General features: G+C 72.3%; 21 protein-coding genes. 6 read left to right on the top strand and 15 right to left on the bottom strand.

Annotated elements, in window-relative coordinates:
- The first annotated feature begins 87 nt into the window (after positions 1 to 87).
- Entirely contained in the window at positions 88 to 1,293 is a 1,206-nt protein-coding gene (rocD, locus tag RCR19_RS14945; protein WP_331265610.1) for an ornithine--oxo-acid transaminase, read from the top strand.
- On the opposite strand, the gene RCR19_RS14950 is transcribed toward rocD, so the two are convergent.
- Both RCR19_RS14950 and RCR19_RS14955 read right to left on the bottom strand, forming a co-directional pair.
- The gene (locus RCR19_RS14950) at positions 1,290 to 2,474 is read right to left on the bottom strand and encodes a glutathionylspermidine synthase family protein (RefSeq protein ID WP_331265611.1); all 1,185 of its coding nucleotides are present in this window, start codon (positions 2,472 to 2,474) and stop codon (positions 1,290 to 1,292) included. The two genes, rocD and RCR19_RS14950, sit on opposite strands and share 4 nt — an antisense overlap.
- Positions 2,475 to 2,481: 7 nt before the next feature.
- Positions 2,482 to 2,814 (bottom strand): hypothetical protein, encoded by a 333-nt coding sequence (locus tag RCR19_RS14955; protein ID WP_059128527.1) that lies wholly within the window; start codon positions 2,812 to 2,814, stop codon positions 2,482 to 2,484.
- 153 nt (positions 2,815 to 2,967) lie between these two features.
- On the opposite strand from RCR19_RS14955, the gene RCR19_RS14960 reads away from it, so the two are divergent.
- The gene (locus RCR19_RS14960; protein ID WP_331269447.1) at positions 2,968 to 3,789 is read left to right on the top strand and encodes a hypothetical protein; all 822 of its coding nucleotides are present in this window, start codon (positions 2,968 to 2,970) and stop codon (positions 3,787 to 3,789) included.
- A gap of 12 nt (positions 3,790 to 3,801) precedes the next feature.
- Here RCR19_RS14960 and RCR19_RS14965 read toward each other — a convergent pair whose 3' ends face one another.
- Positions 3,802 to 5,193, bottom strand: a complete 1,392-nt coding sequence (locus tag RCR19_RS14965; RefSeq protein ID WP_331265612.1) for a PLP-dependent aminotransferase family protein — start codon at positions 5,191 to 5,193, stop codon at positions 3,802 to 3,804.
- A gap of 47 nt (positions 5,194 to 5,240) precedes the next feature.
- Here RCR19_RS14965 and RCR19_RS14970 point away from each other — a divergent pair, with 47 nt between their 5' ends.
- Complete coding sequence (locus RCR19_RS14970) at positions 5,241 to 5,729, top strand: carboxymuconolactone decarboxylase family protein (protein ID WP_331265613.1); 489 nt, start codon at positions 5,241 to 5,243, stop codon at positions 5,727 to 5,729.
- Between the two features lie 195 nt (positions 5,730 to 5,924).
- The gene (locus tag RCR19_RS14975; protein ID WP_331265614.1) at positions 5,925 to 6,650 is read left to right on the top strand and encodes an isocitrate lyase/phosphoenolpyruvate mutase family protein; all 726 of its coding nucleotides are present in this window, start codon (positions 5,925 to 5,927) and stop codon (positions 6,648 to 6,650) included.
- Here RCR19_RS14975 and RCR19_RS14980 read toward each other — a convergent pair whose 3' ends face one another.
- The 5 genes from RCR19_RS14980 to RCR19_RS15000 form a co-directional block, all read right to left on the bottom strand.
- Positions 6,651 to 7,607: an ABC transporter substrate-binding protein gene (locus RCR19_RS14980; RefSeq protein WP_331265615.1), complete on the bottom strand. Its 957-nt coding sequence runs from the start codon at positions 7,605 to 7,607 to the stop codon at positions 6,651 to 6,653. It lies immediately after the preceding gene.
- Position 7,608: 1 nt separating this feature from the next.
- Positions 7,609 to 9,546 carry an ABC transporter permease subunit gene (locus RCR19_RS14985; RefSeq protein WP_331265616.1) on the bottom strand — a complete coding sequence of 646 codons (1,938 nt, stop codon included), beginning with the start codon at positions 9,544 to 9,546 and terminating at the stop codon, positions 7,609 to 7,611.
- Complete coding sequence (locus RCR19_RS14990) at positions 9,546 to 10,634, bottom strand: betaine/proline/choline family ABC transporter ATP-binding protein (protein WP_331265617.1); 1,089 nt, start codon at positions 10,632 to 10,634, stop codon at positions 9,546 to 9,548. Before RCR19_RS14990 ends, RCR19_RS14985 begins: the two co-directional genes overlap by 1 nt.
- Positions 10,634 to 12,160 carry a GMC oxidoreductase gene (locus RCR19_RS14995; RefSeq protein WP_331265618.1) on the bottom strand — a complete coding sequence of 509 codons (1,527 nt, stop codon included), beginning with the start codon at positions 12,158 to 12,160 and terminating at the stop codon, positions 10,634 to 10,636. Before RCR19_RS14995 ends, RCR19_RS14990 begins: the two co-directional genes overlap by 1 nt.
- A gap of 97 nt (positions 12,161 to 12,257) precedes the next feature.
- Positions 12,258 to 13,769, bottom strand: a complete 1,512-nt coding sequence (locus RCR19_RS15000; RefSeq protein WP_331269448.1) for an aldehyde dehydrogenase family protein — start codon at positions 13,767 to 13,769, stop codon at positions 12,258 to 12,260.
- Between the two features lie 192 nt (positions 13,770 to 13,961).
- On the opposite strand from RCR19_RS15000, the gene RCR19_RS15005 reads away from it, so the two are divergent.
- Complete coding sequence (locus RCR19_RS15005; protein WP_331265619.1) at positions 13,962 to 14,735, top strand: hypothetical protein; 774 nt, start codon at positions 13,962 to 13,964, stop codon at positions 14,733 to 14,735.
- A 123-nt stretch (positions 14,736 to 14,858) separates the two neighbouring features.
- Here RCR19_RS15005 and RCR19_RS15010 read toward each other — a convergent pair whose 3' ends face one another.
- Genes RCR19_RS15010 through RCR19_RS15020 form a run of 3 tightly spaced genes read right to left on the bottom strand, consistent with a single transcriptional unit; the run spans position 14,859 to position 18,046 of the window.
- Positions 14,859 to 15,953 carry a hypothetical protein gene (locus RCR19_RS15010; RefSeq protein ID WP_331265620.1) on the bottom strand — a complete coding sequence of 365 codons (1,095 nt, stop codon included), beginning with the start codon at positions 15,951 to 15,953 and terminating at the stop codon, positions 14,859 to 14,861.
- A gap of 10 nt (positions 15,954 to 15,963) precedes the next feature.
- On the bottom strand, positions 15,964 to 16,317 hold the full coding sequence (locus RCR19_RS15015) for a hypothetical protein (protein ID WP_331265621.1): 354 nt from the start codon (positions 16,315 to 16,317) through the stop codon (positions 15,964 to 15,966).
- Positions 16,304 to 18,046, bottom strand: a complete 1,743-nt coding sequence (locus tag RCR19_RS15020) for a hypothetical protein (RefSeq protein WP_331265622.1) — start codon at positions 18,044 to 18,046, stop codon at positions 16,304 to 16,306. The genes RCR19_RS15015 and RCR19_RS15020 overlap by 14 nt, the downstream gene beginning before the upstream one ends.
- Before the next feature lie 192 nt (positions 18,047 to 18,238).
- On the opposite strand from RCR19_RS15020, the gene RCR19_RS15025 reads away from it, so the two are divergent.
- Entirely contained in the window at positions 18,239 to 19,138 is a 900-nt protein-coding gene (locus tag RCR19_RS15025; RefSeq protein WP_331265623.1) for a bifunctional helix-turn-helix transcriptional regulator/GNAT family N-acetyltransferase, read from the top strand.
- Between the two features lie 100 nt (positions 19,139 to 19,238).
- Here the strand turns inward: RCR19_RS15025 and RCR19_RS15030 are convergent, their stop codons facing one another.
- The 4 genes from RCR19_RS15030 to RCR19_RS15045 form a co-directional block, all read right to left on the bottom strand.
- Positions 19,239 to 20,228, bottom strand: a complete 990-nt coding sequence (locus RCR19_RS15030) for a malate dehydrogenase (protein WP_331265624.1) — start codon at positions 20,226 to 20,228, stop codon at positions 19,239 to 19,241.
- A gap of 433 nt (positions 20,229 to 20,661) precedes the next feature.
- A complete protein-coding gene (locus RCR19_RS15035) occupies positions 20,662 to 21,819 on the bottom strand; it encodes a DUF2690 domain-containing protein (RefSeq protein WP_331265625.1) in 1,158 nt (385 codons plus the stop codon).
- A gap of 906 nt (positions 21,820 to 22,725) precedes the next feature.
- The gene (locus tag RCR19_RS15040; protein WP_331269449.1) at positions 22,726 to 23,196 is read right to left on the bottom strand and encodes a DUF3017 domain-containing protein; all 471 of its coding nucleotides are present in this window, start codon (positions 23,194 to 23,196) and stop codon (positions 22,726 to 22,728) included.
- 67 nt (positions 23,197 to 23,263) lie between these two features.
- A complete protein-coding gene (locus tag RCR19_RS15045; RefSeq protein WP_331265626.1) occupies positions 23,264 to 24,118 on the bottom strand; it encodes a bifunctional methylenetetrahydrofolate dehydrogenase/methenyltetrahydrofolate cyclohydrolase in 855 nt (284 codons plus the stop codon).
- Between the last annotated feature and the right edge of the window lie 13 nt (positions 24,119 to 24,131).

Consider the following 24,131-nt stretch of genomic DNA (forward strand, 5'->3'; position numbering starts at 1 on the left):
GGCCCGTCGGCCAGGCTCCTGCGTCCACCATGCGAGCGACGATAGGAAGGAGGGAAGACGCCCTCGCACGGCCGGAAGGGGAGCCCCGTGAGCACCACCGACAGCTTCGTCGCCGTGGCCGAGGCACACGGCGCGCCCACCTACCACCCCCTCCCCGTCGTCGTGGCCACCGCGGACGGGGCCTGGATGACGGACGTGGAGGGGCGCCGCTATCTGGATCTGCTGGCCGGGTACTCGGCGCTGAACTTCGGCCACTGCAACCGGCGGTTGATCGATGCGGCCAAGGCACAGCTGGCGCGGGTGACGCTGACGTCCCGGGCGTTCCACCACGACCGGTTCGGGGCGTTCTGCGAGCAGCTCGCGGCGCTGTGCGGGATGGAGATGGTGCTGCCGATGAACACGGGCGCCGAGGCGGTGGAGAGCGCCGTCAAGACGGCCCGCAAGTGGGGTTACCGGGTCAAGGGCGTGCCCGCCCTGATGGCGAAGATCGTGGTCGCGGGCAACAACTTCCACGGCCGTACGACGACGATCATCAGCTTCTCCACCGACCCCGAGGCACGTGCGGACTTCGGGCCCTACACGCCGGGCTTCGAGATCGTGCCCTACGGCGACCTGACCGCGATGCGCGCGGCGATGACCGAGAACACGGTGGCGGTGCTGCTCGAACCGATCCAGGGCGAGGCGGGCGTGCTGGTGCCGCCCGCCGGCTACCTGCCCGCGGTACGGGAGCTCACCCGCGAACGAGGCGTGCTCTTCGTCGCCGACGAGATCCAGTCGGGGCTCGGCCGGACGGGACGGACGTTCGCCTGCGAGCACGAGGGTGTCGTTCCGGACATGTACGTGCTCGGCAAGGCGCTCGGCGGCGGGATCGTGCCGGTGTCGGCCGTGGTGTCGAGCGCCGAGGTGCTCGGGGTGTTCCGGCCGGGCGAGCACGGCTCGACCTTCGGCGGGAACCCGCTCGCCTGCGCGGTGGCGCTCGAGGTGATCGCGATGCTGCGGTCGGGGGAGTACCAGGCACGCGCCGCCGAGCTGGGCGACCATCTGCACCGTGAACTGCGCGCGCTGGCCGGCACCGGCCGGGTCACCGGGGTACGCGGGCGCGGACTGTGGGCCGGGGTGGACATCCGTCCCGACTGCGGCACGGGACGCGAGGTCGCCGAGAAGCTGATGGACCGGGGTGTCCTGGTGAAGGACACCCACGGTTCCACCGTCCGGATCGCCCCGCCGCTCGTCATCGGCAAGGAGGACCTGGACTGGGGGCTCGCCCAGTTGCGCGCGGTCCTTGGCCTCTAGAGGATCACGTGCGGCAGGAAGCGGGCGTACTCGTCGGTGATCAGGCCGGAGGACTCGCGGATGCCGAGCCCGGCCGACTCGCCCTCGACGACCCAGGCTCCGAGGACGACGCGATTGCCGTCGAACGACGGCAGGGGCGCCAGTTCCTGGTAGCAGCACGCCTCGTCGCGCACGACGGGCTCGGATCCCGGCTCGTGGACCGTCACCCCCTCGCCCTCGCGGCCGAGGAGCGGCTTGGCGACGTAGCCCGCGGTGCCGGCCAGATCGCGGGGGCCGTCCAGGTACGCGGGGAGCAGATTCGGATGGCCCGGGTACAGCTCCCAGAGGACCGCCAGGAGGGCCTTGTTGCTGAGCAGCATCTTCCAGGCGGGCTCGATCCACAGGGTGCTGCCCGTACCGCCGCCGTTGTCGAGGGTGTCCAGGACGTGTCCGGCGAAGCGGTCCGCGGTCAGCCACTCCCAGGGGTAGAGCTTGAAGCAGCTGCGGATGAACCGGAGCCTGTTGTCGACGAAGCGCCCGGAGAGCGGATCCCAGCCGATCTCCTCCATGGAGATCCAGTCGGTGTCGAGGCCGGCCTGATCGGCGGTCTCCTTCAGATAGGCGATCGTCATCAGGTCCTCGCCGAGCTCGTCGGCCGAGGAGTGCGCGAAGTGGAGCGGGCTGCCGGGCGGGAGGAGGGCGGACTGCTTCTTCCAGGCCGCGACCAGGCGTTCGTGCAGGGAGTTCCACTGGTCGGCGTCCGGGAAGCGGTCCTCCATCCAGAACCACTGGGGACTGGCCGCCTCGACCAGGGACGTGGGCGTGTCGGCGTTGTACTCCAGCAGCTTCGCCGGTCCCGTGCCGTCGTAGCGCAGGTCGAACCTGCCGTACACGGACGGGAGTTCGGCGCGGCGGTGCCAGGCCTCGGCGACGGCCGCCACGACGCGCGGGTCGGTGAGGCCGAGGTCGGCGAAGCGGTCCGCGGCGACGATGTGCCCGGCCGCGGCCAGGCACATCCCGTGCAGTTCCTCGACCGTCTCCTCCAGTGCCTCCACCTCGGGCAGCGTGAAGACGTAGTACGCGCTCTCGTCCCAGTACGGGCGCAGGGAGTCGTCCGGGTGGCGGGTGAGGGGGTAGACCAGGCCCTGCGCCTCGACGGTCTGCTGCCAGCCGGGACGCGGCTCGACGGTACGGCGTTCCACGGTGGGCTCAGCCGCCGGACTTGCCGTGGCTGCCGAAGCCGCCCCGGTCGACGCCGTGGCTGCCGCCGCCGGACCCCTTGCCGGGCCGGGTGAAGGAACCGCCCTCGACGAAGCCGCTCTTCTTCTTGCCGCCGTAGTACCAGGAGCCGTGGGAGGACGTCTTGGCAGACGTGCAGTTCTTGTCGGCGACGACCCGGTAGCCCCGGCCGAGGGTGTAACTGTCGCGGTCGACGCAGCGCTTGTCCGGGTCCGAGGAGCAGGCGGTGAGTGCGGCGGCGAGGAGTCCCATGCCACCGAGGACGACCGTGCCCGAGCGCAGTTGCCGGCGTGTGTCCGCCATGTTCGTGTTCCCCCGTCGAGTGAGACTTCGTCGAGTGGGACGTCGGTGAGACGTCGGTGAGTTTCCGCCCGACAGACTAGAGATCGTCACTCGGGTGTTCGACGATGCCCCCGTTCTTCCGCCGCCCCTCGGAGTCGCTCTGTGCTCTTCGGAATGATCTGCGCGCTGGGTGCGGCCGTCTGCTTCGGCACGGCGACCGTGTTGCAGGCGATGGCGGCACGCGCGGTGGGCAGGGGCGAGGGCGGGGACGCGGCGCTCCTGCTGCGTGCGCTCGGGCAGTGGCGGTATGTGGCCGGACTCGCGCTGGACGGGCTCGGGTTCCTGTTTCAGATCGCGGCCCTGCGGTCCCTGCCGATCTACGCGGTGGCGGCGGCCCTCGCCTCCAGCCTGGCGGTCACGGCGGTGGTCGCGGCCCGGCTGCTGCGGGTGCGGCCGACCCGGAACGAGTGGGCCGCGGTCGCGGTGGTCTGCGCCGGACTGGCGATGCTGGGCGTGGCGTCGGGGACGGAGGGCGGCCGCGCGGGGTCCACGGAGCTGAGGTACGCGATGCCGGCGACGGCCGTGGCGGTGCTGCTGCTCGGACCGGCCGGGGGCCGTTTGCGGGGGTGGCGCCGGGACCTGGTGCTGGGGCTCTGCGCCGGGTTCGGTTTCGGGGTCGTCGAGGTGTCGGTGCGACTCATCGACTCGCTGGCGCCAGGACCGCTGCTCACCGATCCGGCGACGTACGGGCTCGTGCTGGGCGGCGGGGCGGCCTTTCTGCTGCTGACCACGGCGCTGGAGCGGGGATCGGTCACGGTGGCCACCGCGGGCATGGTGGTGGGCGAGACTGTGGGGCCGGCCGCGATCGGGGTGGTGTGGCTGGGCGACCGCACCCGTGAGGGACTGGCCTGGCTCGCGGTCGTGGGCTTCGTCGTCGCCGTGGCGGGGGCGCTGGCGCTCGCGCGGTTCGGGGAGGCGCCCGTCGCCGAGGGGTGACGGTCCCGGCCGTCAGGGCAGCACCCTGCACAGGGCCTCGAGCGCCCCCGCCCAACCGTGGTCGGGCGGTGTTCCGTATCCCACGACCAGGGCGTCCATCGGCTCGACGGTCGCATCGGGGTGGCGGTAGCCGCCCAGCCCGTGCACCGCGAGGCCCTGCCACGCCGCCGCGCGCACCACGCTCCCCTCGGTGCCCGGCGGGAGCCGCAGGACCGCGTGCAGGCCGGCGGCGATCCCCGTGATGCGGACACCGGGGGCGCGGACCGCAAGAGCCCGTACCAGGGCGTCGCGCCGGCGCCGGTAGCGCAGCCGGGCGGCGCGCACATGGCGGTCGTACGCGCCCGACGTGAGGAACTCCGCCAGGGCCAGCTGGTCGAGCACGCCGCATGTGTCGAAGGCGCCCTTGGCCGCGACGGCCTCCTCGAGGAGCGCCTCGGGCAGCACCATCCAGCCCAGGCGCAGCCCGGGGGCCAGGGACTTGCTGGCCGTTCCCAGATAGACCACGTGCTCGGGGTCCAGTCCCTGCAACGCCCCGACCGGCTGCCGGTCGTAGCGGAACTCCCCGTCGTAGTCGTCCTCGAGGACCAGCCCGCCGCTGTTCCGCGCCCAGTCCACGACGGCCGCCCGCCGGGCGGGGTGCAGCGGCACGCCCATCGGGAACTGGTGGGCCGGAGTCAGCAGTACCGCTCCCGGTCCCGCGAGCCCCTCGGTGCTCGTGCCCCGTGCGTCGAACGGAAGGGGTTCGGTGCGCAGACCGGCCGCCTCCAGAAGCTCCCGGTGCACCTCGAGCCCGTATGTCTCGACGGAGACCGAGGGGACTCCGCGTGCGTGCAGCACCCTGCCGAGGATCGTCAGCGCATGTGCGAAGCCCGCGCAGACCAGGACGTGCTCGGGGTCGGCCCGCACCCCCCGGGCGCGGGACAGGTACTCCGCGAGCGCGGTGCGCAGTGCCGCGAGGCCGCGCGGGTCGCCGTAGCCCAGGACCTCGTTGGGCGCCGCCGTCAGGGCGCGGCGGGCGGCCCTGAGCCATTCGACACGAGGGAAGGAGGCGACGTCGGGGGTGCCGGGCTGCAGGTCGTGCACCGGGCGCCTGCGCTCCCGGGGCAGCCGCACGACGGGGGCGGCCGGCGGCTCGGGCGAGGTCCGCTCGGCCACCCGGGTGCCCGAGCCCTGGCGCGCGACGAGCCAACCCTCGGCCACGAGGTCGGCGTACGCGTCGGCGACCGTGTTGCGGGCGATGCCCAGGTCGGCGGCGAGAGAGCGGGAGGAGGGCAGCCGGGTCCCCTGCGCGAGCCGGCCGGTGCGGACCGCCTCGCGAAGCGCGCTGGTCAGCCCCTTGCGCACCGCCGGTCCCGTCGGCTCCAGATGAAGATCGACACCGAAGGTGGCCCAGGATTCAGCCATGGAAATGGACCATACTCCTGGGCTGCTCCGCTCCTAGGGTCGACGGCATGACGACGCATGAATACGCCCGCGAGCACACCCCCCGCATGCAGTGGGCCAAGCACGCCCCCCAGGTGTACAAGACGATGGTGCGACTGGACGCGGCCGCCGGGGAGGGCCTAGACCCCAAGCTGCGCGAGCTGGTCCGGATCCGCGCCTCACAGCTCAACCACTGCGCCTTCTGCCTGGACATGCACACCAAGGACGCGCTCGCGGCGGGCGAGAGCGTCGAGCGGATCATCCAGCTGAGCGCCTGGGAGGAGTCGCGGCACTTCTACACCGAGAGGGAGGTCGCGGCGCTGGAGCTGACCGACGCGGTGACCGTCCTCACCGACGGCTTCGTGCCGGACGAGGTCTACGAGCAGGCCGCCGAGCAGTTCGACGAGGCGGAGCTCGCCCAGCTGATCGCCGTGATCGCAGTGATCAACGCGTGGAACCGGTTCGGCGTGACGGCCCGTGCGGTGCCGGGCCACTACCGGCCGGGCCAGTATTCGTGACGGCCCGGACCACCCGGCTCGACGCCGGAGTGCGCACGGCGCTGCAGGCCATCGGCGCCGCCTCGCGGCGGGGCCTCGACGACCCCGCGCTCGCCGAACTGGTCCAGGTCCGTGCTCCCAGCCCAACCACCGCGCCTTCTGCCCGGACACGCACCTCGCGGGCGCCCGGCCGATCCCTCCGGGCAGCACCGAGTGGTGAACGCGGCCGACACCTTCCGGGCCCTGCACCACGATCGCCCGCCCGGCGACCCCCTGGTGCTGCCCGGCCCCTGGGACGCGGTCAGCGCACGGGTGTTCGCGGAGGCGGGGTTCCCGGCGCTCTCCACGCCCAGTGCGGGGATCGCCGCCTCGCTCGGGTACGCCGACGGGGAGACGCCCGCCGGCGAGATGTTCGCTGCGGTCGCCCGGATCGTCCGCGCGGTCGATGTCCCGGTGTCGGCCGACCTGGAGAACGGATACGGACTGGCCCCGCGCGAGCTGGTGGAGCGGCTGCTGGAGACCGGGGCGGTGGGCTGCAACCTCGAGGACTCGGACGCGGGTGTCCTGCTTGACCCGCACCGGCACGCCGACCGGATCGCCGCAGTGCGGGCCGCGGCCGGGGACCGGCTGTTCGTCAACGCCCGTGTGGACACCTTCGCCCACGGCGACGGCGATCCCGAACGGGCCGTCGAACGGGCCGCGGTGTACGTCGCCGCGGGCGCCGACTGCGTCTATCCGATCGGCGCCCCCGCCGACGTACTGCCGATACTGCGGGCTCAGGTCCCCGGACCGCTCAACGCGTTCGCCCGGCTGGACGGCGAGAGCCCCTCCCCCCGCGAACTCGGCGCGCTCGGGGCCACCCGCGTCACGTTCGGGCCGTGGCTGCAGCACCGTGCGGCGGCGCATCTCGGGGAACTCGCCGCACGGCTGGGGCAGGGCTGATCAGGACAGCCACGACTTCCATGTCGAGGCGTGGCTGTCCACCCACTTCTTCGCGGCCTGCTCCGGGGTCAGCTTCTGGTCGGCGATCATCAGGGCGACCTTGTTCTGGTCCTCGGTGGTCCAGTGGAACTTCTTCAGGAACCGCGCCGCCTTGCCGCCGCTGCGGTCGAAGTCGGCGTTGAGGTACTTCTGCAGTGGCGTGTGCGGGTACGCACACGCCACCTTCGCCGGGTCCGCGTCGCAGCCCTCCTTGTACGGCGGCAGCCTGACCTCGGTCATCGGGACCTTCTTGAACAGCCACTGCGGCGCGTACCAGTACGTGAGGAAGGGCTTGTGCTCCTTCGCGAACTGCCTGATCTGCGTGATCTGCGCCGCCTCCGAACCGGCGAAGATCACCTGGTAGTCCAGCTTCAGGTTCTCCACCAGCGCCTTGTCGTTGGTGACGTAGGACGGCGAGCCGTCCATCAGCTGGCCCTTGCCGCCGCTCTCCGCGGTGCGGAACAGGTTCGCGTACTTGTCGAGGTTCTTCCAGTCGGTGATGTCGGGGTGCTGCCGGACGAGATAGGTGGGGACGTACCAGCCTATGTGGCCGGTGACCCCGAGGCCTCCGGCCCGCGCGATCGTCTTCTTGTCCTCGACGTAGCGCTTCTCCTGGTCCGGGTGGCCCCAGTCCTCGAGGATCGCGTCGACCCGGCCCTGGCTGAGCGCGTCCCAGGCGGGGATCTCGTCGACCTGGACCGTGTCGACGCGGTATCCGAGCTTGTGCTGGAGGAGGTACTGGGCCACCGCGACGTTGGCCTGCGCGCCGACCCACGACTGCACCGAGAGGGTCACGGTCCTGGCGCCCTGCGCGTTCGCGAAGGGCGACGCCTGCTTGGTCATGTCGGCGGCGCCGCAGCCCGTCGTCAGCCCGAGCACGGCCAGGACGGTGATGATCTTCGTGCGGGTACGGGGCATGTCACGCTCCCTTCTGTGCGCGCCGCTCGGTCGGCTGGGTCACCCGGTCGAGCATCAGTCCGAGGCAGACGATCGCCGCTCCCGCCACCAGACCGGTCGCCAGGTCACCCTGTGCCAGCCCGAAGACGACGTCGTAGCCGAGCGCACCGCCACCGACCAGACCGCCGATGATCACGACTGCGAGGACCAGGACGACACCCTGGTTCACGGCGAGCAGCAGCGCCGGACGGGCCAGCGGAAGCTGGACCTGACGCAGTTGCTGAACGCTCGAGGCGCCGAGCGAGCGCGCCGACTCCAGGGCGGCCGGGTCGACCTGGCGCAGGCCCTGGGTGGTGATGCGGACGACGGCCGGGAGCGCGTACACGACAGCCGCGACGGCGGCGGGCGCGCGGCCCACGCCGAAGAGGGCGACGACCGGAATCAGGTACACGAACTGCGGCATCGTCTGGAAGACGTCGAGGACCGGGCGGAGCAGCCGCTCGAAACGGTCGCTGCGCGCCGCGGCGATCCCGGTCGCGACCCCGAGGACGAGCGTGACGGCCACGGCCGCCAGCACCTGGGACAGCGTGTCCAGGGAGGGCTTCCACACTCCGAGCACACCGGTCGCGGCCATCGCCAGGACGGCCGTGAGCGCGGTGCGCCAGGTGCCGATCAGCCAGGCCAGCGCGGCGACCACGAGCAGAACCGACCACCAGGGCAGCCACTGAAGTCCGGCCCGCAGGGGGTCGAGGATCCAGGTGGTGAAGTGGCCCGCCCAGTCGGCGGTGCCGCCCACGTACGGGACGCCCGAGTACAGATGGGCGGTCATCCAGTCGACGGCACGGTTCACCGGCTCGGCGATCTGCACGGTCCAGGAGCCGGGCCAGTCCAGGCCCCCCGCGAGGCGCGCGGCCACGGCGACGGCCACCGCCGCGGCGGCGGCGTAGGCCCATCCCGCGCGGCCGCCGAGCCGCAGACCTTCGCCGGCCGCACCCGTGACCCGGTCGAGGACCACCGCGAGCAGGACGATCGGAAGCCCGGCGGCGAGCGCGGCGCCCACGTCGACGGAGGCGAGGGCCTGGTAGACACGGTCGCCGAGGCCGCCCGCGCCGATCACGGAGGCGATGACGGCCATGGACAGTGCCATCATGATCGTCTGGTTGAGGCCGAGGAGCAGTTCCCTGCGGGCCAGCGGAAGGCGTGCGGTGAACAGGCGCTGGCGCGCCGTGGTGCCGAGCGACTCGACCGCCTCGAGGACCTCGTGGTCGGCACCGCGCAGTCCGAGTGCGGTGAGCCGGGCCATCGGCGGGGCCGCGTACACGACGGTGGCGAGGACGGCGGCCGGTACCCCGATACCGAAGACGAGGACCACGGGCAGGAGGTACGCGAACGCGGGAAGCACCTGCATCGTGTCGAGGACGGGGCGCAGGGCGCGGAACGTACGGTCGGACAGGCCCGCCGCGAGACCGAGCAGCACACCGAGCACGACCGAGACGAGCACCGCGACCACCATGAGCGCCAGCGTCTGCATGGTGGGGACCCACATGCCGAGCAGACCGCAGGCGAGAAGGGCGGCCGCCGTGCCGAGGGCGAGGCGCACACCGGCAACCCGCCAGGCCAGCAGTCCGGCGGCGGCCGTCACACCGGCCCAGCCCGCGGCGAGCAGCACGAGGTAGACGGCGCGTACGGACAGTACGACCGCGTTGCTGATGTAGCCGAAGAAGTAGAGGAACAGGGGATGGCTGTCCCGGTTGTCGATGATCCAGTCACTGACGCCGGTCAGCGGTTTGGACAGGTCGACCGTGAGCGCCTGCGGCCAACTGCCGCTCGCCCAGTGGGCGTCGGCAAGGGGGACGAGGACCGCCGCGGCGACGGCGAGCAGCACGAGCTTGCCGACGGCGCGGTGGCGCAGGAGGCCCGGCAGGCCGACGCGGTCCGGGGTCGCGGTGAGGGTGGCCATCAAGCCGCCCCCTCGCCGTGTTCCGTTCCGGCCACGACGGCGAGCAGCCGTTCGTGGTCGACAACGCCGAGGCAGCGGCCGCCGTCCATGACGCGGGCCGGGGACCCGGTACGGGCCACGGCCTCGATCGCCTCCGAGACGGTCGCGTCCGGCGACAGTGCGGGGCCCTTCGCCGCCTCCTCGGCGGACGCGGCGCGCATGGCCGCACGAACCGTGATGACCTGCTCTCGGGGGACGTCCCGCACGAAGTCCCGGACGTAGTCGTCGGCCGGGGAGCCCACGATCTCCTCGGGGGTGCCCAGCTGCACGATGCGGCCGTCGCGCATCAGGGCGATGCGGTCGCCCAGTTTGAGTGCCTCGCCGAGGTCGTGCGTGATGAAGACCATCGTGCGGCTCTCCTCGCGGTGCAGCCGGACGACCTCCTCCTGCATGTCGCGCCGGATCAGCGGGTCGAGCGCGCTGAACGGCTCGTCGAACAGCAGCACTTCGGGGTCCACGGCGAGCGCGCGGGCGAGCCCCACCCGCTGCCGCTGGCCGCCCGAGAGCTGTGCGGGGCGCCGCTGCTCCATGCCCTCAAGGCCGACCTTGGTCACGAACTCCGCGGCACGTTCGCGGCGTTCGGCCTTCCCGACGCCCTGGATCTCCAGACCGTAGGCGACGTTGTCGAGGACCGTGCGGTGCGGCAGCAGGCCGAAGTGCTGGAAGACCATGGCGGCCCGGTGGCGGCGCAGTTCGCGCAGCCGCGCCTTGTCCATGGCGCGGACGTCCTCGCCGTCGATGGCGATGCTGCCCGCGGTCGGCTCGATCAGCCGGGTCAGACAGCGTACGAGCGTGGACTTGCCGGAGCCGGACAGGCCCATGACGACGAAGACCTCGCCCTTGCGGACATCGAAGCCCACATCGCGGACGGCCGCCGTGCAGCCGGTGCGCTCACGCAGTTCGGCCGGGGTCAGGCTGCCGAGCTCGGGCTCGGCCGGGACGCGGTCGGCCTTGGCGCCGAAGACCTTCCACAGGCCCTCCACGCGGAAGACGGGAGTGCCGGCCAAGTCCCCGGTGGGGGGCTTGCGGGTGGGAACCGTGAGTGCCATCAGGCCTCACCTCCGAGCAGATCGGCGGCCTTCTCCCCGACCATGAGCACCCCGATCATGGGGTTCACGGCGGGAATGGTCGGGAAGACGGATGCGTCCGCGATGCGGATCGCGTCGAGGCCGCGGATCCGCAACTCGGGATCGACCACGGCGAGTTCGTCGGTCGTGGCGCCCATCCGGCAGGTGCCCGCCGGGTGGTACACGGTGTGGGCCGCCTTGCGGGCGTAGTCGTTCAGCTCCTCGTCCCCGGTGATGTCCGGACCGGGGCACACCTCCCGCTTCAGCCATCCGGCCAGCGGCTCCGTCCGCGCGATCTCGCGGGCGATCCTGATGCCGTCGACGAGGGTGCGGGCGTCGTGGTCCTCCTCGTCGGTGAAGTACCGGAAGTCCAGCGCCGGCTTCTCCTCCGGGTCCGCGCTCTTCAGCCAGAGGCGGCCCCGGCTCCTCGGCTTAGGGATGTTCGGGGTCATCGAGACGCCGAACTCCGGCCGCCGGTAGCCCAGTCGCTCCGGGTTGTCGGTGAACGGCACCTGGTAGAAGTGGAACATCAGGTCGGGACCCGCGTGGTCCGGGTCGCGACGCACGAAGAGCCCGGCGTCGCTGTCCATCGCGGAGTTCTCCGGGATCGGGCCGTGCGTCTCCCACACGATCACCGACTCCGGGTGGTCGAGCAGGTTCTCGCCGACTCCCGGCAGGTCGTGCACGACCGGTATGCCGAGGTCCTCCAGGTCCGCCTTCGGCCCGATGCCGGAGTGCAGCAGCAGACGGGGCGAGTCGACGGCGCCCGCACACAGCACGACCTCGCGCCGGGCCCGTACGAGGACCTCCTCGCCCGCCGCGGTGCGCACGTGCACGCCCTGTGCGCGGGTGCCCTCGAGCTCCAGCCGGTACGCCCAGGTCTCCAGCATGAGCGTCAGATTGGGGCGCTCGTCCATCACGGGGTGCAGATAGGCCACGGACGCCGACGACCGCTTGTTGTCCTCGGGGTGGTACGCGAGGTCGAAGAAGCCGACGCCCTCGGTGAACGGCTTCTTGTTGAAGCCCTCCACACGCGGGACGCCCAGCGCGGCGCGGGCGGCGTCCACGAAGTCGCCGGCGATCGCGTTCCGGTCCTTCTCGTGGACCGGAACGATGTTGTTGAGGAGACGGGCGTAGTACGCCTCCATGGGAACGGCGCCCCAGCCCTCGGCACCGGCCGCCTCCCACTCGTCCCAGTCGGACGGCAGGGGCTTGAACGCGATCAGCGTGTTGTGCGAGGAGCAGCCGCCGAGCACACGGGCCCTGCTGTGCCGGATGTGGGAGTTGCCGCGCGGCTGTTCGGTGGTCGGGTAGTCGTAGTCGAGTTCACCCCCGAGCAGGCCCATCCAGCGGCGCAGGGTGAGGACGTCGTCGCGGCCGACGTCGCTCGGGCCGCCCTCGATGACGGCGACGGTGACGTCCGGGTTCTCGGTGAGGCGGGAGGCGATCACGGAGCCCGCCGTACCGCCGCCTATGACGACGTAGTCGTATATGTGCTGCTCGGACATGGGGTGCTGCTCCTCGGGAGACGTGCGAAGGTGCTGCGCGTCGGTGGGGGGTGGGGGGACGGGACGTGGGGACGGGGACGGGAGGGAGGGGCGCGGTTCAGCCCGCGAACCAGCGCACGGGGCGCGGCGCGAGGTTCTGGTAGACGTGCTTGGTCTCGCGGTATTCGGCGAGGCCCGCGGGGCCGAGCTCACGACCGATGCCGCTCTTTCCGAATCCGCCCCACTCCGCCTGCGGGAGGTAGGGGTGGAAGTCGTTGACCCAGACGGTGCCGTGGCGCAGCCGGCCGGCGACCCGGCGGGCGCGGCCGGGGTCGGTGGTCCAGACGGCACCGGCCAGGCCGTACTCGGTGTCGTTGGCGAGCGCGACCGCCTCGTCCTCCGTGCGGAAGGTCTCCACGGTCAGGACGGGCCCGAAGACCTCCTCCCGTACGACCTTCATCTCCCGGTGGCACTGGTCGAGGACGGTCGGCTCGTAGAAGTAGCCGTCGGCGGGCCTGGTCCCGCTCGGCTCGGGGCGCCTGCCGCCGCACCGCAGCACCGCGCCCTCGGCGAGCGCGGAGGCGACGTACGCCTCCGTCCTGGCACGCTGCTGCTCGGAGACGAGCGGGCCGCATTCGACGCCCTTCTCGGTTCCGCGTCCGAGGCGGATCCGGCCGGCCCGGCGAGCCAGTTCGGCCACGAAGCGCTCCCGGACCGACTCCTCGACGATCAGGCGGGCGCCCGCCGAGCAGACCTGGCCGCTGTGGATGAAGGCGGCGTTGAGGGCCTGGTCGACGGCCGTGTCGAAGTCCTCCTCCGTGGCGCAGGCGTCGGCGAAGACGACGTTCGGGTTCTTGCCGCCGAGTTCGAGGGCGATCTTCTTGACCCCGGCGGCGGCGGCCTGGGCCACCTTGGTGCCGCTGACGAGCCCGCCGGTGAAGGACACGAGGTCGACGTCGGGGTGCTCGGCGAGCCGGGCGCCGACCGAGTGACCGGGGCCGGTGACGATGTTGGCCACTCCGGCGGGCAGTCCGGCCTCGTCGAGCCGTTCCAGCAGCGCGATCGTGGTCATCGGGGTGATCTCACTCGGCTTGACCACAAAGGTGTTGCCGGCCGCGAGCGCGGGGGCGATCTTCCAGCTGGCCTGCAGCAGCGGGTAGTTCCAGGGCGTGATCAGCGCGCAGACACCGACGGGCTCGTGCACGACGACGCTGTGGACGTCGGGCGAGCCGGCGTCGACGACACGGCCGGGGCCCTCCGCGGTGACGAGGTCCGCGAAGTAGCGGAAGGCGTCGGCGACGCAGTCGATGTCGACCCGCCCCTCTTCGACGGTCTTGCCGGCGTCCCGGCTCTCCAGCAACCCGAGCTCTTCGCGGTCGCGTATCAGGAGGTCGGCGACGCGGCGCAGCAGCGCGGCCCGTTCGGCGACGGGGGTGCGGGGCCAGGACCCCGCGTCGAAGGCGTGGCGGGCGGCGTCGACGGCGGCGTCGGCGTCCCGTTCGTCGCCCTCGGCCACCCGGGCGAACGGCACGGCATCCGCGGGGTCGAGGATCTCGCGGGTGGCCCCGGAGAGCGCCGGGCGCCACTCCCCCGCCACCTGGATCGTCTTGTCTGCCTGCTGTCCGGCCATGTTCGGTGTTGCCTTCCGTTCCTGGTCCATGCCTCCGTGTCACACGCGTGTCACCCTCAGAGACCGGATGCACCTGCCCCCGACCCGCCGATGCATGCGCGTTCGGTGGCGGAAAGTGCGAGGCGTCACTGAGAATGCGGTCGAAAAGGGATAAAAGTACGCTTTCGGGCAGATACTCATGGAGGTGATGCGATGTTCCCGACCCGTGGCTTCACAATCGCGACCTGTACGGCGACCGCGGCTGCGACGATGGGTCTGTTGTTCTCCCCCGGCATGGGCGGCGTTTCGTCGGCCCGGACCGGTGGCAACCAGGACCCGCAGCGGTTGGCCGCCCAGGCACAGGAAGGGCTGCGGAAGGCAACATCGGTACGCCTCGGATATGTGGACCGGAGCCCGACGGCCTCGTCCAACAAGCGTCTGCCGACCGCGATGAACATCGCGCTGGACCGGCGCGGCAACTGTGCGGGCACCATGACGCTCGGCGGCCACGGCGGCTCGGTCGAGATCATCAAGCGCGGCACCGAGGTGTGGCTCAAGCCCGACCAGACGTTCTGGAAGGCGGAGCTCCCCGGCGAGCGGGGTGTCGCCGCGAGCCGGGAGTACGAGAACCGCTATATCCACGGCTCCACCTCCAACGCCCTTCTCAGCGGCATCGCGAGCACCTGCGACCTCGAATCGCTCCAGCGGTCGGCGATGGTCAAGGCGCCGAACACACTGAAGGCGGGTCTCGCGAGGACCCTGGACGGAACGCGGGTGGTCCCCCTGTCCTTCCAGGTGAACGGCCTGACCTCGACGCTGTACGTCACGGCGGGCAAGCCGCATCGCCTGTTCCGCGCCGCCCAGACCGGGCCGGGCACGGACCTGTCCCTCACCTTCACGGACTACAACAAGCTGGTCCTGGTGCGGACCCCGCTCGCGAGCGAATCGGTGGACATCTCCCAGGTTCCGAACCTTCCGGCGTCCTGACGTCCCATCGCATCACCGGAGGGCCGGACACGGCCCACCGGATCGGTCGTCCCCGTCCCCTCGCCCGTGCGGCGGGGGGATTCGCCCGTCCGGGCGAGGCCCGGCCGGCACCGGCGTACGGCGTCAGGCCGGCGCCGGGTCGCAGGTGGCTCCGAGCGGGCAGAACCAGTTCAGGGCGGTGGTGAGCAACTGAAGCTCGTCGTCCCGGCCGTCCGCGTCGGGGCCGTACACGGCGATGGCGTAGATGTTGCCGTCCGCCGCCACGAAGCGCTCGTCGTAGACGTGCCAGGTGCCCACGGCGGGCTCGCCCTTGATGGTGTCCGCCAGGTACTCCAGCCGCGAGCCGGTGAACTCGCCGTCGTCGAGGTTCTGCAGGGAGATCTTCTTGAAGCCGGCCGGCTTCGCGGTCCCGGCGGACAGGTACAGCTCGAACGACGCGTCCGGCGACGACTCCGCCACCTGGTAGACCTGAAGCCGGTGGGAGCGGTCCTCGCTGCGGTAGTTGACCACGCGAATGCCGTACGTGGACTTCACCGTCGAGCGTGTCCAGCCCTCGGGGACGGCGATCCGGAAGCCCTCGCCGTCGTCCCGTGACGCGTAGCCCGTCGGGAGTGCGCTCGGCGAGGTGGAGGGCGACGCCGGGTCGTCGGTGGGCGAGGGCGCCTCGGAGCTCTCCGTCGCCCCGGTGGGCCCCGCTGTCGGGGAGGCGCTCGCGGCGGACCGATCGTCTCCCTTGTCGTCCCCGGGGCCGATCACCAGGCTCAGCACGAGGCTCACGGCGACCCCGACCACCGCCGCGCCGACCACCACGGACCACAGGACCCGGCGGTCGAGCCCACCGGGAGCGGCGGGCGCGGTCGGCTGCGGCGGCCAGTCCGGGTACGGCCGGCCCGCGTCGGCCGGCCACTCGGGGACGGGCCGCGCCCCGCTCCCGTCGGTCGCGTCCGGCGCGACCGGCTCGACGACCCCGCCCTCACCGGCCTGTGTCCGCGTCTGCCACCAGGCGACATCCGCCTCGGAAGGACCTGTCTGCGAAGGACCCGTCCCTCGGCCCTCGTCCGAGGCCGCCGCGTCGGGCGCGACCGGTCCCGGCGTCGCCGCATCCGGGGCGTGCTGCGGGCGCGCCGGTGGTGGCGGCGTCGCCGGGGCCGGGTTCCGGACCGCGTCGCCGTCCTCCCAGCGCTGGGTGTCCTCGTTCCAGTACCGCCCCCCGCTCATCGTCTCCCTCTCACATTCCCAGCAGCCCGGCCACGGCCCCCGCGGACGCGAGCACGTTCAGCAGTGCCTGCGAGTCGCCGAGCAACTCCCGCAGCCGTTCGCGGCGCGAGGGGGCCGCCTGGCCCGTACGGGTGATCTCGTCCTCCGTCTGGGCGAGCGCCGAGTCGAGAGCGGCCGTCCGCTCGTCGCCGCGCACCCGGGTCAGGTCGGCGCGCAGCTCGCGCACCGCCTTCAGCAGTTCCTCGGTGGCTTCGTCACGCTGTCCGGCAGTCCCGTTGTGGCTGACGGCCTGTGCGTGGCTGCCGACAGCGAAGGTGCTGTGCGACACGTCGCCGATGCTGACGTTCGGCTCATCCGTGGCCATCGGTCTCTGGTCCCTTCTGCGGCGCGGGGCCGCCGGTGGTGGCGGAGGCGCTGGCGTGCTCACCGACCGCGAAGGTGCTGCCCTCCACCCGGCCGATGTGAACGCCGCCGTTGCTGATGTTCACGATGCGCTGCACGAACTCGCCGGTTCGGTAGCCGGAATCGGCCAGGGCCGCCCGAACCCCGTGGGCGACACGGTCCTGGACACTCTTGAGATAGCGGTCGACGTCCATGTCCTGGAAGAGCGACCGGTCGGGCGTCGAGCCCAGCTCGCGTACCGACAGGGCCGGACCGTCGGGCAGTGCGTTCGCGTAGCCGCCGGTCAGCAGCCGCCATCCGTACACCACGGTCCTGCCGAGCGTGATCAGGGCGCGCGCCGGGGAGCCCGGCACTCGGGCGAGCGCCCAGGCGGCCCGCCCGAGCGGGTTGTTGTGACGGAAGCGGTGGGCCGTTCGGTCGGCGTCCTTGAAGTCCTCACGCACGGGGGTGAGCACATGCGGAGCGATCTCCAGCATGAGCATGCGGCCCTGGGTGTGGACGCGCACGAACACGGTGACGACCAGCTCCTCCTCCCATCCGCCGACCCGGATGCGCAGGAAGTGCCGCCGCTTCTCGCCTCCCTCCTCGACCGCGCGCGCCCGGTGCTCCTCGAACGCCTGCGGGTGGTAGGGGGCGTCCTCGCGGCGGAGCAGTCCCTCGGCGGGCAGGAACACGCACTCGTCGATCTCCAGCTGGCGCAGCCGGTCGCGGACGCCGGGCCCGGCGTACTCGGCGGGCACGCGCAACTGGGCGAGCAGCGGGCGGACCTTCTCCAGCACGGCCCGGTTGCTGAGCGGCTGCTGCTTCTTCGACGGGTCGGGCACGAGCTCGACGGCGAGGACCCAGGTGTCGAAGGCCGTGCCCGCGCCGCAGAACGGCCGGGCCTCGTGATACATGATCAGCGGCGCGTGCTGTTCGAGCCGGATGCGCTGCCGCACCCGCTGCAGGCGCGCCCCCTGCTCCTGTTCCGCGGGGTCGCCCGCGGCGTCCGGAAAGCGCTGCGAGGACAGCTCGGCGGCCATGACGCGGGCGAACTGACGGCGTTGCCCGGCGATGCACAGGGCGATGAGCGCGAGAACGCCGAGGGCGAACCACGCCTGCCAGGGCTTGACGCTCTCGCTCGGCAGCACCAGGTCGGACACGCTCGGCATGCCGGAGGAGCCGCCGTAGGGGTCGTAGGACGACTCGTACGACGAGCCGTCGTCGGAGCCGGAGAACGCGGCCAGGACGGTGATGACGAGGTACCCGGCGAAGGTGAGACGACCCCACCAGCGCAGGAAGAAGGCCGGCACCCGCCGGTACAGCGGAGGGTCCCCGGCCCGGCCCCTGATCCAGGACGCGATCGCCAGCATCAGGCTGGGCACGAGGAAGCCGAGCAGCAGACCGCCGGAGAGCGCGGAACCCACCAGCCACAGGCCGATGACCGCCCCCGCCCACGCGAGTTCCAGGCGCCGGGCCCGCAGGGCGTGGGCGAGCACCCGCGCCGCGTCGAAGCCGAGCGAGGGCGCCACGATCCGCTGTTCGTTGAGGTGCAGTTCCTCGATGACCCGGTCCCGGTAGACGGAATCCAGGTGGACACCCGCACACAGCAGTCGCGTGGCCTCACTGGCGTGCGGTGGGCTCGGCGGCTGTGCCGGTGGTGGTCCGAACTGCGTCGGCTGTGGTTGCTGCGGCACGTAGGCGGTGCTCACGCCACTCCCCCGATGACGGACCCCCGGCCCTCAAGAGACGTGGGTCACATGCAAGTTGATGAACCATCAGCATAGGGGGGCACCTGTGTCCGGGAAAGCGCAAAGTTCACGCCCGTGACGGGTGACGACTGCGGCGGGTGACCGGCCACGTCCATGGACGCCCGCAGTTCCTTTGACTAAGGTCAAAGGAACATGGAGCCAGTGTCCACCGAGCATGTGACGGCCTTCCGCCGGTTCAACCGCTACCTCACCCGCCGGATCGGCGTTCTCGACGACCACTACCTGGGGCAGGACCGGCCGCTGGGCCAGGCCCGGCTGCTGTACGAGATCGGGGACGGCGCCTCACTGCGCGAGCTGCGCGTGCGGCTCGGTCTGGACGCCGGGTATCTCAGCCGGATGACACGGGCGCTGGAGGCCCAGGGGCTGGTGCGGACGAGCGTCCATCACGAGGACAGCCGGCTGCGGCTCACGGAACTGACGCCCGCCGGACGCGACGAGGTCGGGGAGCAGAACCGCCGCGCCGACGCCCTGGCCGAACGCCTGCTGCGCGACCTCAGCGAGGACCAGCGCGGCGAACTGACCGCCGCGCTCGGCACCGCACGGCGCCTGCTGCGTCTCGCCGGCATCGTGATCGAACGTGTCGACGGCGCCTCCGCGGACGCGCGGGCCTGCCTCGACGCCTACGCCGCCGACATCGACGCCCGCTTCCCCGAGGGTTTCGACCCCACCGCACTGGTCCGTCCGGAAGAGGTGTCCGGGGACGCCGGCGCCTTCCTGGTCGCCTACGAGGAGAACCGGCCCGTCGGATGCGGGGCGCTGCGGACCCTGAAGCCCGGCGTCGGCGAGATCCGCCATGTGTGGGTCCACCCGGAGGCCCGCCGCCTGGGCCTCGCGCGCCGTCTGCTCGACGGCCTGGAGCGACAGGCGGTCGAACACGGCCTCGGCCTGGTGCGACTGGACACGCATGCCGTCCTGACGGAGGCTCAGGCCATGTACCGGGCCTGCGGATACACACAGATCCCGCGCTACGACGACAACGTGTACGCGGCCCACTGGTTCGAGAAGCGGCTGACGGACGGGGCCGTTCGCTGACCGCGGCACCCGGGGACGGTTCGCAGCGGTGTCCGCACAGCCGCAGGCCCCGTTCCGGACGCGACCGGAACGGGGCCTGTGCGGGCCGAAGGCCCGGGGATCAGATGAGGCCGAGCGCGCGGACCGCCTCGCGCTCCTCCTCCAGCTCCTTGACGGAGGCGTCGATGCGGGCGCGGGAGAACTCGTTGACGTCCAGGCCCTGCACGATCTCGTACGTGCCGTCCTTCGTCGTGACCGGGAAGGAGGAGATCAGGCCCTCCGGGACGCCGTAGGAGCCGTCCGACGGGATGGCCATGGAGGTCCAGTTGCCCTCGGCGGTGCCGTTGACCCAGGTGTGGACGTGGTCGATGGCGGCGTTGGCGGCGGAGGCGGCCGAGGAGGCGCCGCGGGCCTCGATGATCGCCGCACCGCGCTTGGCGACGGTCGGGATGAAGTCCTCGGCGAGCCACTTCTCGTCCGACACGACCTCGGCGGCGTTCTTGCCGGCGACCGTGGCGTGGAAGATGTCCGGGTACTGGGTGGCGGAGTGGTTGCCCCAGATCGTCAGGCGCTTGATCTCGGAGACCGGGACGCCCGTCTTCTTCGACAGCTGGGTCAGCGCGCGGTTGTGGTCCAGGCGGGTCATCGCGGTGAAGCGCTCGGACGGCACGTCCGGGGCGGCGGCCTGGGCGATCAGCGCGTTGGTGTTGGCCGGGTTGCCGACCACGAGGATCTTGACGTCGTCCGCGGCGTGGTCGTTGATGGCCTTGCCCTGCGGCTTGAAGATGCCGCCGTTGGCCTCGAGGAGGTCACCGCGCTCCATGCCCTTGGTGCGCGGGCGGGCACCCACGAGGAGGGCGACGTTGGTGCCGTCGAAGGCGACGTTCGGGTCGTCGCTGATGTCGATGCCCTGCAGGAGCGGGAACGCGCAGTCGTCGAGCTCCATGGCCGTGCCCTCGGCGGCCTTGAGCGCCGGGGTGATCTCCAGCAGGCGCAGCTTGACCGGCACGTCCGCGCCGAGCAGCTGGCCGGAGGCGATGCGGAAGAGCAGTGCGTAGCCGATCTGGCCGGCCGCGCCGGTGACGGTGACGTTCACGGGAGTGCGGGTCATGGCGTTCTCCGTTTGACAGCTGGCGGTAGGGCTTCGTCGCCCGGGGTGCGGGATCCCGCCGCCGGCTCGTGACCGGCGCCCCGCCGCGATGGTCGATCACGGGTACAGACGATCGATATCTTGGCGTCAAGAGAGATCCAGCCGTCAGGCTATCGCGCATCCGGGATCCCGTACGCCCGGGCCCCTGTGGCCCGCCCCACAGACGCGGCGGCCGCCGCGTGCCGGGAGAGGGGGACGCGAGGCGGCCGCCGTGCGGGGCGTCCAGCCGGAAGGGGTATGGGGGCCTCCCGGACTGCCGGACTCCCGTGGGGGTACGTTCCGCCTGCCCCGCGACGCGGGGGTCATGCATGCCGTACGGCGATTGTTTTTCGGTGGGGGCGCGCGGCAGGATCCCGCACGCCCCTCACCTGGTGGCCGCCCCGCGGGCAGCGCCCTACTTCGTGCACCCCTCCTGCCCCGACGTCAGCGTCACGCACGCCTTGGCCGCGGCCCCGCCCGCCACGGACACCATCGGGGTGTAGGCGTCCGTGTCCCCGGCGGCGGCCACCGAGCCGGTCTGCCGGGCGGCCCCGGCCGCCGACACCGTGACCGTGTCGCCCTGCGCCGCCCGGGTGACACGGGCCCAAGCGGCCCCGCAGGTCTTGCTGTAGCGGACCTCGACGAGGGTCGTGCCGACGGTGACGCTGGTGGAGGTCTTCGCCAGCGTGCCGCCGCAGCCCATGTTCTCCGGGTCCTTGCCGGTGCAGCCCACACCGGCGCACTTGACGCCGGCCGGCAGGTCGGGCGCGGGACTCGGCGCCGTGGCGGACGGCCCGGGCGCGCCCGCCGCCTTCGTGCCGTCACCGCCGGTCAGGAAGAACGCCACCGCGATCACGGCGAGCGCCCCGACCACCCCCGCGAGGAACATCAGCAACGGCCGCCTGCGGCGCGCCCCTTCGGACGTGTCACGGCCGGACGCCCGGCCCTCGTCCGGCGGGCCGCCGGCCGCCGCCTGCCGTTGAGCCGCGGGTGCCCCCGCGGATCCCTCCGCCGACGTCACCGGTGGCTCGGGCGCGCGGGCGGCCCGCCCGTTCTGCGACCGCCCCCGGGAGCCCTCGCCGAAGGATCCGCCCCGCGGCGCTCCCACGGCGCCGTCGGCGTCCGGTGCCGTGGTGGCCGTCGGCTGCGACGGCACCACCGGCGCCACGCCGGCGGGTCCCGCGACACCCGATGTCGTCGTGGCACCGCGGCCCCCGGTGCCGGGAGGCGGCCCGAACTCCCCGAGCGCGGCGCGCGCCTGGGAGATCCGGATGGCTTCCATGGTCATGTCGTGGCGCATCTCCGAACGGCTCCAGGCGCGTTCGGCCAGCTCCCACATGGTGGTCAGATGCACGGGATTGGTGCCGGTCACCTCGGCCAGGGCGATGACCGCGCCCTTGGGTGCGAGCAATCTGCCGTTGAGGTAACGGTCCCAGGACGTCTTGCTGTAGCCCGTGCGGTCGGCCACGGCGGAGACGCTCAGCCCGCTGCGGTCCACGAGCCGCCGCAGCTGTCCCGCGAACTCACCGACCTGCGGGTCGAGTTCATCGGGCAGGGCCTTCCAACGAGGCATTGCTTCCCCCTCTTTCCCCCGGTACCTGCTGACGTTCCCCTTGCGTGCCGTGCGCTGTCGAGTCCCCCCTCCCCGCTACCCACGGGGAGGCTCCCGGCCGTGATCCCGCCACCCGGAGTGGGGGCGCACGGGAGCATTCGGTCGCAGGCATGCACCGTCGCACACCCGTCGGTCCGCGGCCCAGTGTCCCACCGCCCGTTCGAACGGACCCCCGGTTCACCGCGCGGGACGCCCCGGACCGTCCCGGTTGGACACGTTAGCCACGGTCCGTCTGTGATTCGGCCGCCATCCCCGAAGTTGTCAACACATCGACACAACGGGCACACAGCGGTGACCTCAGCAGGCGCAGGGACCACGGCTCACCCGAGCGTGACGGCGCCAGGCCACGGCGAGCGGCGCCGGCGGGGTGCGGGGCGCGGCCGTCGGGGCGCGGTCTCCCACGGCATGCGGCTCGGGCGGCCGGTCCGGCCGGGCGGCGACCGGTCCGAGCCCGTCCGGTCCTTCAAAAGCCGCAGTGCTCGACGAACTGCCGCACCCCGAGCCGCAGATCGTCCGGCAGGGGCTGCCGGGCATTTGTGACACGCCCCTCCGCATCACCCCGCCCGCGAGCCTGTTCGGTCCGGCGGACGGCGTCGGGGCCGCACCGGTTCCGTTGCGGCGGGCGGACACCGTAGCGGAACGGTCACTTCCGTGCCACAGCGGAATGTCGGGTGTTGAACACCCCGAGCGAGTACATGAGGGTGTTTCCCGGGCGGCCGGCCGCCCCGCGCGCTCGGCCTCCCACGGGGGAGAGGCCGGGCGCGCCCCCGCTTTCCGGCCGGACGGCCGAGGGCGCCCACGACGGCGGCGGGCGGACCCTCGGGTGAGGGTCCGCCCGCCGCCGTCGTGTCGCGTCCCCGGACGCCGTCAGGTGCGGACCGTGAAGTGCAGGGTGTCGTCGAGGAACGGTATCTCCAGCCACGGCCTCGGCTGCGCCATCAGCGCGAGCAGCACGATCGCCAGACCGAGGACGCCGTACGTGACCATGTCCGTGAAGCGGGAGCGCACCGCGAGCATGCCCACGTCGGGCAGCGCCCAGCGCATCGCGGCGCCGCCGAGCAGCGCCACGCCGATCAGGATCGTGCCGAGACGGAACACGTCCAGCGCGGTCAGCAGAAGCCCGAGTGCGACTGCGGACAGCACGACCAGGATCGGCCACTGCCGGGCGGGCGCGGGTGCGTCGCCGGGCGCGGCCCTGCCGCCGCCCTCGGGCCGCGCGGTGTCCCGGGTGACCCGGGGGAACCGCCTGGTCGCGCGCCGCGGCCTGCCCTCGGCGTCGGGCGCGCTGACGGCGTCCGTCACGACGGGCTCGGTGTCGTCCGGCCGCTGCTCCTGCACGGCGTCCTTGGCGACGGGCTCCCTCTCGCCGGTCCGCCGCTCTCCCGTGGGGCCCTCGGGCCTGTTCTCAGCCGACACTGCGCTCCGCCGCCTCGACCACGTTGACGAGCAGCTGGGCGCGGGTCATCGGACCCACACCGCCGGGGTTCGGGGAGATCCACCCGGCCACCTCGGCCACCTCGGGGTGCACATCGCCGACGATCTTGCCTTCGGCGCTGCGCGACACGCCGACGTCGAGGACGGCCGCTCCCGGCTTCACGTCCTCGGCCCGGATCAGGTGCGCGGAGCCCGCCGCCGCGACGATGATGTCGGCCCGCCTCAGATGGGCCGAGAGGTCGCGCGTGCCGGTGTGGCACTGGGTGACCGTGGCGTTCTCGCTGCGCCGCGTCAGCAGCAGCGGCATCGGGCGGCCGATGGTCACGCCCCGGCCGACCACCACCACCTCGGCGCCCTTGATTTCCACGCCGTAGCGGCGCAGGAGGGTCAGCACGCCGTTCGGGGTGCAGGGCAGCGGCGCCGGCTCGTTCAGGACGAGGCGCCCGAGGTTCATGGGGTGGAGCCCGTCCGCGTCCTTCTCCGGGTCCATCAGCTCCAGGATCCGGTTCTCGTCGATGCCCTTGGGCAGCGGCAGCTGCACGATGTAGCCGGTGCAGGCCGGGTCCTCGTTCAGCTCGCGGACGACCGCCTCGATCTCCTCCTGGGAGGCCGTCGCGGGCAGTTCGCGCTGGATGGAGGCGATACCGACCTCCGCACAGTCGCGGTGCTTGCCGGCGACGTACTTGCGGCTGCCGGGATCGTCCCCGACCAGGATGGTGCCGAGGCCGGGCGTGACGCCCTTCTCCTTCAGCGCCGCCACGCGGGCGGTCAGCTCGGACTTGATCTCGGCTGCGGTGGCCTTGCCATCGAGAATCTGGGCGGTCATGGCTCCCATCCTC

The sequence above is a fragment of the Streptomyces sp. WAC07094 genome, from assembly GCF_036320405.1.
GTDB lineage: Bacteria > Actinomycetota > Actinomycetes > Streptomycetales > Streptomycetaceae > Streptomyces > Streptomyces lannensis.